Annotated in this window: 6 protein-coding genes; 1 reads left to right on the top strand and 5 read right to left on the bottom strand. The window is 39.7% G+C overall.

The genetic code is table 11. The features are described 5' to 3' along the window. Positions 1-19 precede the first annotated feature (19 nt). Positions 20-1,930: an aminotransferase class I/II-fold pyridoxal phosphate-dependent enzyme gene (locus tag P20429_RS04920; RefSeq protein WP_033027026.1), complete on the top strand. Its 1,911-nt coding sequence runs from the start codon at positions 20-22 to the stop codon at positions 1,928-1,930. A gap of 373 nt (positions 1,931-2,303) precedes the next feature. Here P20429_RS04920 and P20429_RS04925 read toward each other — a convergent pair whose 3' ends face one another. From P20429_RS04925 to fbaA, 5 genes are all read right to left on the bottom strand, one after another. After that, positions 2,304-5,267, bottom strand: a complete 2,964-nt coding sequence (locus P20429_RS04925) for a TonB-dependent receptor (RefSeq protein ID WP_007585342.1) — start codon at positions 5,265-5,267, stop codon at positions 2,304-2,306. Between the two features lie 526 nt (positions 5,268-5,793). Further along, a complete protein-coding gene (locus tag P20429_RS04930) occupies positions 5,794-8,826 on the bottom strand; it encodes a TonB-dependent receptor (RefSeq protein WP_007585340.1) in 3,033 nt (1,010 codons plus the stop codon). A 325-nt stretch (positions 8,827-9,151) separates the two neighbouring features. Then, a complete protein-coding gene (locus tag P20429_RS04935; protein WP_007585334.1) occupies positions 9,152-11,884 on the bottom strand; it encodes a hypothetical protein in 2,733 nt (910 codons plus the stop codon). Between the two features lie 460 nt (positions 11,885-12,344). After that, positions 12,345-13,307, bottom strand: coding sequence for a class 1 fructose-bisphosphatase (locus tag P20429_RS04940; protein WP_007585333.1), 963 nt, complete (start codon positions 13,305-13,307; stop codon positions 12,345-12,347). Next, positions 13,304-14,386, bottom strand: a complete 1,083-nt coding sequence (gene fbaA / locus P20429_RS04945; RefSeq protein ID WP_007585332.1) for a class II fructose-bisphosphate aldolase — start codon at positions 14,384-14,386, stop codon at positions 13,304-13,306. Before fbaA ends, P20429_RS04940 begins: the two co-directional genes overlap by 4 nt. Positions 14,387-14,388: the final 2 nt, after the last annotated feature.

The raw sequence follows: 14,388 nt of genomic DNA, 5'->3' as shown, positions 1-14,388 counted from the left end.
TTATATTGCGAAACCCTCTATGCTACCTCTACTTCGTATCTTGATAATTGAACAAGACCCAGCCACCTTACAAGGGCTTTCAACTAATCTGTCAAAGACCATTCCTAACTTTGAGCGAGACGATATTCATATCGATATTATTGAATGCCTTGAGCTTAAACGCGCGTTGGAACATGTAGAGGAAGATGGTGATATTCAAGCCGTAGTTCTAAGCTGGGATATGCACAACAAAGTGGGTGAGCGAATGTATAGTCGCTTTATCGAGGATTTAAAGGCAATTCGTCTTGAGTTACCGGTTTATGTTATTGGCGACGACACTAAAGGGCTGGAGATCGTAAACGAATCAGAAGAAATCGAATCATTCTTTTTTAAAGATGAGGTGATTTCTGACCCAGAAGCGATTTTAGGTTATATGATCAACGATTTTGACGACCGCTCTGAAACGCCATTTTGGACGGCGTATCGTCGTTACGTTGGTGAAGCAAACGACTCTTGGCATACACCGGGTCATAGTGGGGGTTCTAGCTTTAGAAACTCACCTTACATCAAAGATTTTTATCAGTTTTACGGCCGCAATGTATTTGTTGGCGACCTGTCGGTTTCGGTAGACTCGCTAGGTTCATTGTCAGACAGCACCAATACCATTGGTCGCGCTCAAGAATCAGCCGCGGCGACGTTTGAGGTTAAACACACCTACTTTGTTACAAATGGTTCATCTACCTCAAATAAAATCATCTTGCAGACACTCCTGCGCAAGGGAGATAAAGTAATTGTCGACCGTAATTGCCATAAGTCTGTACACTATGGCATCTTGCAATCTGCCAGTTACCCCATTTATTTGGCGAGTATCTTAAATCCAAAATATGGCATTTTCGCGCCACCGTCGTTGGCCGACATCAAATTAGCAATTGAAAACAATACTGATGCTAAATTACTAGTGCTTACCGGTTGTACTTACGATGGCCTACTTAGCGACCTGAAACAAGTAGTCGATTATGCTCATCAATATGGTATTAAGGTGTTTATAGATGAAGCCTGGTTTGCATACTCTTTGTTTCATCCTAGCTTTCGTCATTATTCTGCAATACATGCTGGGGCTGACTACATTACGCATTCGGCGCATAAAGTAGTATCGGCGTTTTCTCAGGCGTCTTATATTCATATTAACGATCCCGATTTTGATGCTGATTTCTTTCGAGAGATTTATAGTATCTACGCGAGTACATCGCCAAAATATCAGCTTATTGCATCGCTTGACGTGTGCCAAAAGCAATTAGAGATGGAAGGCTATAAGCTGCTCAATGCGCTGCTAAATCATGTTGAGGAGTTTAAACAACAGATGGCCTCGCTTAAGCAAATTAAAGTATTAGCTAAGCAAGACTTTATGGAAATATTCCCGCATTTTAGTGGTGATAATATGGGTCACGATCCATTAAAGATCCTTATTGATATTAGTGAGCTACCTTACTCATTAAAAGATATTCATAAATATCTACTGGATGAAATTGGGCTAGAGATAGAAAAATACACACACAGCACCATTTTGGTTTTACTGACGCTTGGCGGCACGCGCTCAAAAATAATTCGTTTGTACAATGCGTTGAAAAAGCTAGACAGCGGTAAGGTAAAACTATCGAAATCGACGCGTAGAGCTCGCTTACCCGAAAACTTACCAGCTATAGACTTGGCGTGTATTCCAAGCGATGCTTTTTATGGCGACCGCGAATCTGTGCCTATCAGTAAAAGCAACAACCGCATTTGTGCAGGTTTAGTTACTCCATATCCACCGGGCATTCCGCTTTTAGTCCCAGGCCAGCATATCACTAATGACCATATCGAATATTTACAAGAGTTGGCAAGCCAAGGACTGACGATTCAAGGCAGTTTCGATGGTGAAATTTATGTTCTTAAGGGTAAGGTTAAAAAATAAAGGTATTGGTTTAATACTATCTCGATAATAATACCAATCTGCTTATATACGGGGTCTATTTAACGTTAAGAAAATTACGCTAGAACTAGGCAAAAATTTTTGTATCTAGTTGTTCTAAATAAAAAATTTTTAACGACGTTATAGTGCAATTTAATTCGTTAAATTGATCAAAGATTTATGCAGGTTGGTATAATTACTGGTGGCAGTGCCGCAAGACATTGCCGCAGTAACAGTATTTAAAAGTAAAATACAAAGTGGAATAAATCATTTTTATAAATGTTAACTAATTTTAAGTAAAAAAAAAGCAAGCCAGGTGGCTTGCTTTTAGCGTCTTTAAATACACACACTTATAGACTCGATTTAACTATAACTTTTAAAATCTATAGCTAGCGCCAAATGTAATACGGCGGTCTGTAATACCTTGGAAACAAAGTAAAGCACCTTCGTTAACACAAGACTGGCTAACTTCTGATTCAGTTAAGTTAACGGCTTCAATACCGATATTTAGCTGATCGTTCACATCATAACTTATGCTGGCATTAAGCTGCCCTCTGTCTTCTTGTACAACAGGGAAACCCCATGGGAAGCTTGAAGTGCTACCAAAGTCAGTTGAACGGTACCCTTCGCGCCACGTGTAACGCGCTCGAGCAGATAGACCGTATTTCTCATAGTAAAATGTAATATTATATGCATTTTCTGACAGATCAATGAGTGATTGCTTAGCACTTATGTCTGCATCCGGGTTACCGGTTGTTAATGCAAAAACAGCATTTGCACGACTCGTTGCAGTGTCAAATGATTCACCACCAGAAAATTCTTGATAGGTATAGTTAGCAACCACACCAAAACCTGATGCCCAACCTAGCTCTTTTTCAAAACTTGATAAGTCGTATTGAGCTGCAAGCTCAATACCTTGCTGTGTTGTTTCACCAGAATCATTAATAGTAGTTTGCGTAGGAACACATAACCCTACGCCAGCATCTGGGCCAAACACGTTTATGTCTGCAATTGGATTAAATATGCCGCCGCCTTCACACTCTGGACCATTTGTATCGCGAAAGCCTGTGCTTGGGTCTTCAAATGGGTCAACTTGCTGTGTAACGTGCAAATCGCTACGTGTTTTATGAAAGTACCCCACACTTAACAAAGCAGCGGGTGCAAAATACCAATCTGTGGATATATCGAAAGAGGTTACTTCTTCTGGCGCTAAGCCTGAATTACCAATTGAAACGGCACTATTAGGGCTGGTGCCAAACGTAACAGATGTAGATAGGTCATCAAAATCTGGGCGTCTAATATCTTTTGACCAACCTAAACGAACAATCACATCTTCACTTACATTCGCGGCTAAATTGAATCGAGGTAAAAAGAAATCGTAATCACCTTTTGACGTTAGCTGAGTAACCAGTTCGTTGCCACTTCCATCTTGAGTAACAGAGTTACCTAGCGATGTAACTTCAGTCTCTAAATAACGTAGGCCAAAGTTACCGCGAAACATGCCATACTCAAAATTTGCTTGTGCATATAAGGCATGCGTTTCTTCTTCAATATCAAAAAATGCATTTACTTGAGACGTTGGTGAACTTATTGGTCCACGATCAGAACCCGTTATTGCATTATTAGCTTCAATCGCTTGGTTAAGTGCTGCTAATACAGCTTGTGGATCAGAGGATGCAAGCTCTGGGTTTATAAGTAAGAAATCACGAATATAGAGTGCTCGCCCATCACCATCGTTAAAGTTATCTGGGCCCGCTGTTAATAATTGTGCAAATAAATCACCCGTTGGGCTATCAGCCATATTTCTTAAACCAACGTTAGAGCGAACTTGATCCGACACACTACTCGTTTTACTGAAGCGGTAACCAAAATCGACTGACGTTATTACATCATCTAAGTAATATGTAAAATCTGTACGAAACGCATCTTCTGTATTTTCTGACTCATCTTGCCCTTGGTTTACGTCACGTAGAACAACATTTGCAGGGTCGAGTAATTGAGCCATTGTTGGCGCGTTTGCCTCCCCCGTTGCAATCCCAAACGTAAGTGCATCACCTGTAAGATCATACTCAAAAGGAGTCCCATTTTCATTTGACGAATTAGTAGCAACATTTGGATTTATAAAATTAAGCGTTGTATTAAAGCTTGGTGTAGTTGAATCAGAACGAGAGGTTGAGGCTTCAACACTTGCAAATAATCTATCGCCTTGCCATTCGCCCCCTATTCTAAATATTTTGCTCTTTGTGATGCGTGAATTAGTATCGCTTGAAAAACGCAAGTTAGGATCGCCACCACCGTCTTCAACCGGAATTACGCCTCTTACGGCCGCTTGTATGCTGCCTAGGTTTTGCCCGTCCAGTGAACCAAAATTAACTGTTTCAAATTCACTCGGTATTGATACATTTCTAAGATCACTTAGGCCAGATGCTTGTACTCTTGAGCTTTCTTGGCGGCGCTCTTGATCGTTAACAACTGCATCAAAAAAGAATTTCATATTATCGTTTGGTGCATATTCAAATGTACCTGCGAAGTTTTTTGTCTCGTATTCGTAATTATCGTAATCTTGAATTAAGAATTGTACTGGTAGAAAATCAAACGATTGTGCACTTGCAGCACCGCTATCAGCGGCTACCGAATTATCTCTATCTGCGCGAGGACGAAATGCGGTTACGTCTTGCTCACTGTAACTACCACTAAATACAACACCAAACTTACCGCCCGAATCAAGCTCCCAGTTATCACCCCAAGCACCTGATACCCTAGGGGTAACGCCATCTGTTGATAAGCTACTATCTTCACCTTGAACTCTAATTGAGCCTAGAGTTTCATTTAACTGTAACGGGCGAATTGTTTTAAGGTTTATTGTTGCGCCCACAGAGCCTTCGATTGTTTTTGCTTCAGGTGACTTAATTACTTCTACACCAGAGATGATTGCAGCTGATACATCCTCAAAACTAATGCCACTTCGTCCAGACCCTGAGCCAACTGTTGATACGCCGTTCACTTCTGTACGATTAGCATTGGTACCACGAATTTGAACACCCGTACCTACCCCTGCTTCACGAGTAATTTGAATCCCTGTTACGTTTTCAAGTACTTCTGCGAGGTTTTGATCTGGTAGCTTACCAATATCTACAGCCTCGATAATTTCAACAAGGCTATCTGCTGAACGCTTTTGTGCAAGCGCATTTGTAAGCGATTGTCTAATACCTGAAACCTCGATAACCTCAAGATCGTCTGCAGCTTTTTTTGGAGCTTCTTGCGCCTGTGTAGACAAAGACATACCAAGTGCGGTTGCCGATATAACTGCCAGTGTAATTTTAGATAACTTGTGACTCATAGTTTTTTTCCTGTGTGTGTGAAATGCTATGTTTAACCAGCTACTTTATTTTTTTTATTAAAAGCCCTTAATTATTACAAACCCTTAACTTTATATTTACACCCGCATCTACAAAGGTCAACCTTTTGGTAATGAATTTAGATCAAATATTATGCAATATGTTATTACCAAAATAGAAAAACCTAACTGAATTTCAAGTTAAAAGCAAAACTTACATTTTAAGTTGATGTTATTTATGATTTTTAAATTCTATTAGAAATAGGCCTGTCAATAACAAAGGTTAGAATAGTTATCGTTTTAAAAATGAAATAATTTAGGCAGGAGAAACCGATGATGTTGGGCGTGCTTAATAAGCAGCATTATTGGTTAACCAATTTAATTGTTTTTTAGTTAAGTAGCGTAATTTAGGAGTGAGTTTTTTTAAGTACTGTTTGTTAGTGTTATCGAAAATATAAAATTGAAGAATTTGAGGATCAAAAAAGGCGGTAAAACCGCCTTTTTAATGTGATTTAATGTTTAACTATTATTACAGCTTGTAACTTAAACCTAAGAATAAACGTGGGCCGTAGTCATTCACTTCACCTAAGTTACCTTCAACAAAGAAGTCTTGTGATTTAGGTGCACTGAACAAGTTAATTGCTTCTGCTTTAACTCTAAAGTGCTCATCAATTTTGTATGATGCGCGCATTTCCCATACACCTACGCCATCAACATAACGAAGTCGAGTACCATTTGTAGTATATGGTTGGAAATACTCACTACGATATTTGTAAATAACAGCAGTATCAAATCCACCAATTTGGTAGTACAGCTGGCTGCTAAATACATGCTTTGAGAAACCAGGTACTGAAGCCGACTCAATAATACCGTCAGTTAACTGTGTAGTATTACCATCTACGTCAGTCTCAAACGTATCGCCGTATAAGCTATCTTGGAACTCAAAATCAGTGTCTGCATAGTTGTAACCAAATTTCATACCGATGCCATTATCCCAGCGGTAAGAAAATGAAGCTTCAAGACCTAATATTTCACTGTCTTCATCTGATGTAACAGAGTTAGTAATTGGTAATGAAACAGTTTCACCGGCAACAGTAAAATCTTCAATTACTGTTTGTTGTTGAAAACCACCGTTGAACTGTTTGTAGTATAAGCTTAACGCTAAGATTGAATCTTCGTTAGGGTACCATTCAAACGCAGCATCGTAGTTCCACGACATAAGCGGTTGAGTGTCTGGGTTACCAGAGCCATTTACACCCACTAATAAATCGCTAATTGATGTTGCTGTACCTTCTGTATCTTCTTGGAATGTACGGCTGTAACCTAAATCAGATGGATCTGCGCGTGACATACCACGGTATATACCTGCACGGAATAAAATATCTTCACTGTAGTCAATAACTAGGTTAAAACTTGGTAAATACTTCGTGTAATCACCACCGCTTTTTATTTTATCCAATGAACCATTATCAGATTCAACCAGAGAAAGTACACCAGTGTCGCTTGTTACTACGTCAAAGCTATTTCTAAAGCCAATCGAAGTTACTTCTGTGTCTACAATACGAAGACCAAAGTTACCGCGAATGAATTTACCAAACATTTCAGTATCGTAATTCGCCATTAAGTACACTGATGTTGTTTTTTCTGTTACATCAATTGTACCTGCATTTTCATATTCAACTTCTGGGTAAGCAAACACACCATCAGCGTTAGAACCCGCTACAGCTTGTGAGAAACATACGTTGTCGTATGTAGCCCATGATGAACCTGTACCGCTATCTACAACGTTACCGTCACTATCAACATTTGTTACGATATCGCCATCAGATACACTTGATAAAAAGCCTGATTCAGGGAAATCGATTTGACAACCTTGTAATACGTCAAGCGCTTCAGTACCAGAGTCTAGTGTAAATTCATTTCTTGAACCGTTACCTTGGCTACCACCATACTGTAGGAAGGTCATTTCAGATGTTCTAATACCACCTTGAATACTGGTGAAAACATTGCCATCTAAGGTATAGTCAAAATCTAGTCGCGCTGAGATAACTTCATTTTCACGAACATTTTCACGGTCAAGTCGTGTTCTTAGGCTATCTGTAAAGTTTGAAATATCTGTTACGTCAAAGTCTGTCAGTGTGAAATGAGGGATCTCATCGCCCATATCCCAAGAAAAGAAATTACGACCTGATGTTCTACCACGGTTAGATATTTGAAGTTCTTCACGTTCAGTTTTTGAATACGCTAAATCTAAGTCAACAGTTAATCTATCGGTAACTGTATGTTCTATATTTATGCCGTAACCTTGGTAGTTTTCTTCACGAGAAAATTGCTCACCCGCTGATTCAATGCGCTCTTCACCTTCCCAGTGCAAAATACCGCCTACATCATTAGTAACAAGTGTTGGACCTGTTACGCCTGGTGTTGCACGTTTTTGTAAAAAGATTAAATCGTGGCGTGCTTCTTGTTGTGTTCTATCTGAAATCTGTGCATCAAAGTTAACATCCCAATCAGCTGACGGTTGGTATTGCAGTGCAAAAAACATTGCATCACGTTCATCTGATGTCTCGTTTTGGCGGTAACTACGGCTACTGCCAGTCCAAGCGTAAGGAGTACCATCACTTACTGCTTTACCTGTTTCAGGATCAATTTCTGTATCGTAACCTTGGTTGCTACTGCCACTAACTTGGTCTTCACAGTCGCCTGCGCTGCTACGATAAAAACCTTCATTGGTATTATTAGGATCGTTTAAACACGCCCATAATGAAGAACCTGATGGGCTAGAGCTTCTGTATTCAGCTTCTGGTTGGCTGATATCTTGGCGCTGTACACCAAAAGACACACCAACGGCTTGGCCGTTATCAAATTCAAACTGGTCTACATAACTAAACGTGCCACGGTAACCCGCGTCACTTTGCAGTGAGTTATCTACATTACCTTCATCAGGGTTGTAGTTTAATTTAACTTCAGCTGATACACGTTGCTTGCCAAAATCAAGTGGAGTTATAGTTTCAAGTGCAATAACACCTGCAACACCACCTTCAATCATTGACGCATCTTGCGTTTTATAAATTGCTACTTTTTTTACAAGTTCAGACGGAAACTGCGAAAAGTTAACTGAGCGGTCACCACTACCATTAGTCGCTTCACGACCATTGATATGCGTTGCACTTAAAAATGGACCAAGACCACGAATAGTGATTTCTGTTGCACCACCGTTTTCACGGTGAGATGCAGCACCTGTAATTGATTCTAGTGCTTCACCGATTGACAGTGCTGGTAAATCACCAATATCTTCAGATGACAGGCCATCAACTACCGTTGTTGCTTCACGTTTAATTGCTATTTGGTCTTGAATCGTTCTACGTGTACCTGTAACACTAATTATTTCAACGTCTTCTTCAACTTCTGTCGCTTTTCCCTGATCTTCCTGTGCGCTTGCTGTAAATACGCAAGAACTTGCCATACCTGCGATGACCGCTGTTCTTACCCATTTTGCAACTGGGCGCATTGCAAACTGCCCTGTTGTAGAATTATTGTTATCTCGTGACTTCAACGACATTTGAATTCTCCGCTGGTTGTTGTTGTGTGATTTTAGTGTGTTAGCTTGTTATGCTTATGTATATTTTATGTGACCTTTGACGTTAATATACTTAAACGCAGCACGATGATCAACCAATTTGACGTTTTAATATTACCATAAGGTATACCAATTTTAACTTAGCGGCATTACCAGTAGGTCAGGCAGGTTTTTTACTAGAATATAAACCGCTCTAAACTAGTTTATAAATGGGTAATGTAGGTTGAGAAAAGTGTGGTGATTATTAGTGAATAATAAAAAAGCCCCAAATTTGGGGCTTTTAAAAGTTAACTGATTAGTTGGTTATTTAATCGTTTTGTATTTCCCATATAGATCCAACACCGACTTCAGATGATTGAATATAATGAAGACCTTTAGCACCTGCCTCTGCCTGAAGGCCTGCAGGGTCAGTTTCTAATAACGTACTTGTTGCTGTAACGTACTCAAGTACTTCTTTGCCATTAGTTGCTGGGTCTTGGTCAATTGCACCATCAGTATCGAATGCGCCATTACCATTTAGTTTTCTAATTTCAACCCAGTCACCGCTTGCATCGCCTGATACTCGACTATCCATATAACCAAAGTTGTTACTTAGCACCGAACTATCATGATTAATTAAGTCACAGTCATATTCAAAAGCATGGTCACTTTCAAGTGTATTTGGGTAAAATAAGCCTTGAGTTGTAGCACTGCTGTTTATTGTATCTTCGTCTGTTTGATCGCCTAAACCGTTTGCAATTAAATTTCCATTAAAGTTGATAACAAACGCATTTTTGGTTAGGCCGTATAGGGTTGGATTATTGACGACCGTTAGCTCATCACAATCACCAACACCTGAGTTGTCATGTACTTCTGTGCTAAATACAATTGGCTGTTGTGAGTTCAAAATCGTATTATTTGTTACATTTAGTGTAAAGTCGCCAGCCGCATCAAGCACAGCCTGATTACCCGCTTTAGGAACCCCATCGTCAGCTTGCGAAAATGGATTTGCCGTAAATACAATACCGCCCGCTTCTTTATTACCAGAACGAATACCTGCAATGTAGTTGTTACTCACGGTGTGACCAAGTGGTGTAATCATCACGCCTGCAGGTCTATCGCTTGAGCTTGCAATATCGGTAGTTCGAATAATAATGTTGTCTGTAACACTATTAAATCCACCATCTTCTAGTGAAATACCACCATTAGGATTCACGATTGTATTGCCTTTGATGGTTGCACCAGAAGTTTGTACACGCATTAAACGACGACCTGTTACAAAGTTTTCTACGCGGTTATACTGAATAGTAAAGTTTGCGTTATCAGCTGCACCGCTACCCGTTGTGCTACCTGCATTGATTAAATATAAACTTGATTGACCAAAGTTTGGATTATCACTGTCGCTAAATAAATTATATTGAATAACGTGATCAGAGCTTGATGATGATATTTTTATCACAGACCCTTTTTCTGCTACATTTCGATTAGAGAATGTATTTCGCTCAACCAACGCGCTTTGACCTTTTATCATCAGCCAATGGTATTCAGAGTTATTGAGTGTAGCTTCTTCTCCATCCATCGTGTTTTGCGAAAAAGTAAAGTTATCGCCTTCTGAGTAAATAACAGCACCTTCTTCGGCTTCACAAAATGCACCCGCTTTAGTATCTATATTCTTAAAGGTAAGCCCTGTTAATCCAGCGCCATCTACTCCAGCAGCTACATGCACACATACTTCACCGCTAAGTACAGGAGTTTGACCTTCTACAGCGCGAAGCGTTACTGCACTGGTTAATAAAATTGCGTCCATATCAGCATAAACACCGGTGTTTAAGCCAATAACATCACCATCAGCTAAACCGCCGCTTAAAGCACCAAGGAGTGCTTCAGGGTTACTAACTAATTGTGTGTAAACTAATGTATCAAGTGAGTTTGTAACCTCACTCGCAAAACCATCGTTATCTGTATACGTAGCTTTTACCGACATTATTGAGCCAGCGTAAGCAGAAGGTGTAAATGTTTTACTATTACTGTCGGCTACTTCAACGCCATCAGCAGACCAAGTATAAGTAACGTTTGCCTCTTCAACACCGTTGTTATCAGTTATCTCAGCGGTTAACTCGCCACTTGTCAAATAAGGCGCTACGCCCATAATGGCGACGCTACCGGCTTCGTCAACCGCAACAGCAGAAACAGCAATTGTTTCCTCTGATGTATTATCCTCGATAAATCCATTATCATCTGTGTAAGCAACTTGAACACTTATCTTTTGACCTAAAAGTGATGCATCAACTGTAAAGGTGCTTTGTGTTGCGCCATCTATCTCTTGTGCATCAGCAAGCCATTGGTAAGTAATATCTCCTGTTGCCCCGTCGGTATCAGCAACTTCTGCGGTTAATATATTACCAACGGTTGGCGTGCCACTAATTGTAACTTCGCCTTCTGAGTTTGTTCGTGCTACAACCTCTGTACCCGTTGAAGTCACAGACTCGTTAAACCCACGGCTATCTTCAAAAGATGCACTAACTGTTATAACTGTACCAAACTGTGCGTCTGTTAACGTAAGCGTTGAAAGTGCTTCATCTGCAATCTCTATGTCATCAGCAAACCATTTATAAGTTACTGTATCGCCATCAAAGCCATTTTCGTCAGCTACATTGGCTGTTAGTTGCGAACCAACTAGAGCGTCGCCCGTAATAGTTAAACTTGCAGGGAATGCGATTGCGGCAACATCTGCGGTTGGATCTGTAATATGCGATTCATTGATACCGCCATCATCGGTATAAAGCCCTTGAACTGTAATTGGTAACCCTATCTGATCGTCAGTCAGTATAAACGAAGCGCTATTTGCACCTGTAATTGCCTCACCATCTGCATACCAATAGTAAGTCACGTCACCTGAGATACCATCAGGGTCACTAACTTCAGCTGTTAATGTTTGTCCGCTTGTAACAGTTCCACTAAGAGCAATAGAGCCCAAGTTGTTGTCATTGTTGTTTGAGTTTGTGTCACAACCAACTATTGCAGCTGCAATAGCGCATAGCGCAAAATGTTTTAATTTCATGGTGGCTCTATTCTCCAAATTTATGGTTTTAATATTTGGTTATCTATTGTGTGTGTTACCAAATAAATCATGCGTTTATTACCAAATTCATTTAAATTGCAAATAAATTGTTAACCAACTTGGTAATATAACCATAATAAAATAACTTTTTCCACTATATCCACCCAATTAAATAACAACAAATAAACATAAAGTTAACCCTGCACTGTTATCGCAGGTCAAAAATTGAATTCAATCATGCACAATTACTGCGAAAATACATAACCTTAGAGTAAAAAATTGGTTTTACATGGGGTTAAGTAAATCAGATTTATTTAATATATATGAAGTATTCTTATTTGAAGACTATAAGAAAATTAAGAAATGAAGTGAGTTTGTATAAAAAGGATTATTTACAGAGAGAATGAAAAATAAGGGTAAAAAGGGGCTATTTTCTTGCCCCTTTTTATTAAGTACTGGTTTATAAAATAGCGTTATTATAAAACTCTACAGGCTCATTTGAGCCCAAAGCAACAGGCACACGTTGATGCAAGCTAGTTGGCGCAATATCTAAAATACGCGTTCCTCTAGAGGTTGCTTTACCACCTGCGTTTTCAACTAAAAGCGCTAACGGGTTTGCTTCATAAAGCAGTCTTATTTTTCCGTTATTGTTACCACTGCGTTTATCTTGCGGATACAAAAATAACCCGCCTCGGCATAATATACGATGAACGTCGCCTACCATCGCTGCATTCCAACGCATTGAGCTTTTTTCAAAGCTTTCACAGGTGTAAAGCAATTTATCAAAATACACTTGTGTCGGTTCGTCCCAATAACGGTAGTTAGCCATATTAACGGCAAATTCACGACTCTGCTCTGGCACACTTAACTGCTTATTTGTCAGTAGATAACCGCCATGCGTTGAGTCTAATGTATAACAACGCGTTGGACCGCCAGTACTCATTACAAGTAATGATGAAGGGCCGTATAACACATAGCCTGCACATACTTGATTTACACCAGGCTGACTAAATTGCTCGTCGCTGTCGAAGGAAACATCATCACGGGCTAAGTAAATAGTAAATATAGTGCCTATTTGCCCATTAACATCAATATTAGAAGAGCCATCTAGTGGGTCAAAAGCAACAATAAACTTACCTTCAGGATGGCCACCTACCGCATGATCTTCTTCCTCTGATGCAACTGATCGAACGCTGCTGTCGTCAAGTAGTATGTCTTTAAGTAGTTGGTTTGCAATTACATCTAGCTTTTTTTGAACTTCACCTTGGATGTTTTCATTCAATGTTGAACCTAAAACACCGGCTAATTCACCTTGGCTTACTCGAAAAGCAATTTCTTTACTGGTCGCTAAAATTGTGCGAATAAGTAAAATAAGATCGGTATCTACACCGTCTTCTTTTAATACTGTATTTAGTCTTTTCATGCGCTATACCTATTTACACAATTTAGATCGTCAAAGCATTGCTCTAGTCTTGCAACCATACTTTGCTCTGAATGACGCAACCATACGCGAGGGTCATAGTATTTTTTGTTTGGCTTATCATCCCCATCAGGGTTACCAATTTGCTCTTGTAGGTATGCTTGGTTATCTTTGTAGTAGTCTAAAATACCTGTCCAACACGCCCATTGCGTATCGGTATCAATATTCATTTTAACTACACCATAGGTTAAAGACTCTGCAATTTTATCGTACTCAGAACCACTACCACCATGAAATACAAAGTTAATTGAGTTGCTTGGTAGATTGAATTTTTCTGATACGTAAGCTTGTGAATCTTTTAAAATAGTTGGTGTAAGAACAACGTTTCCTGGCTTATATACACCGTGAACATTGCCAAAAGACGCTGCAATTATAAAGTTAGGGCTAATACGACTTAAACGTTCGTAAGCAAATGCAACATCTTCAGGCTGAGTGTATAAAGAAGAGCTGTCTAGGTGTGAGTTATCAACACCGTCTTCTTCGCCGCCCGTGCAGCCAAGCTCAATTTCAAGCGTCATACCTATTTTTGCCATACGCGTTAAGTAACGTTCACAAATTTCGATATTTTCTTCTAAAGGCTCTTCTGACAAATCAATCATATGCGAGCTAAACAGTGGTTTGCCAGTCAGTTCAAAGTGTCTTTCACCTTCATCAAGCAAACCATCAATCCAAGGTAGTAGCTTTTTAGCTGCGTGATCAGTATGAAGCATCACTGCTACTTCATAATGTGCTGCCACTGAATGTACATATCTTGCAGCACTTACCGCCCCAAGCACTGCTGATTGTTGCTCTGGTAAAGATAAGCTTTTACCACAAAAAAATTGAGCTCCACCATTAGAAAGCTGAATAATAACGGGCGAGTTTTTCTTTTTAGCAGCTTCTAGCGTCGCATTTATAGATGTTGTACTAACAACATTTACCGCTGGCAACGCATATTGATTAGTACGCGCATGTTCATACACAGCACTTACTTCATCGCCAACGATTACGCCTGGCAGTATTGTTGGGGCTAAATAATTCATTT

The sequence above is a fragment of the Pseudoalteromonas sp. BSi20429 genome (assembly GCF_000238895.1).
GTDB classification, from domain to species: domain Bacteria; phylum Pseudomonadota; class Gammaproteobacteria; order Enterobacterales; family Alteromonadaceae; genus Pseudoalteromonas; species Pseudoalteromonas arctica.
The sequence above is the reverse complement of the archived record's forward strand: the minus strand, read 5'-3'. Positions and strand labels throughout refer to the sequence as shown.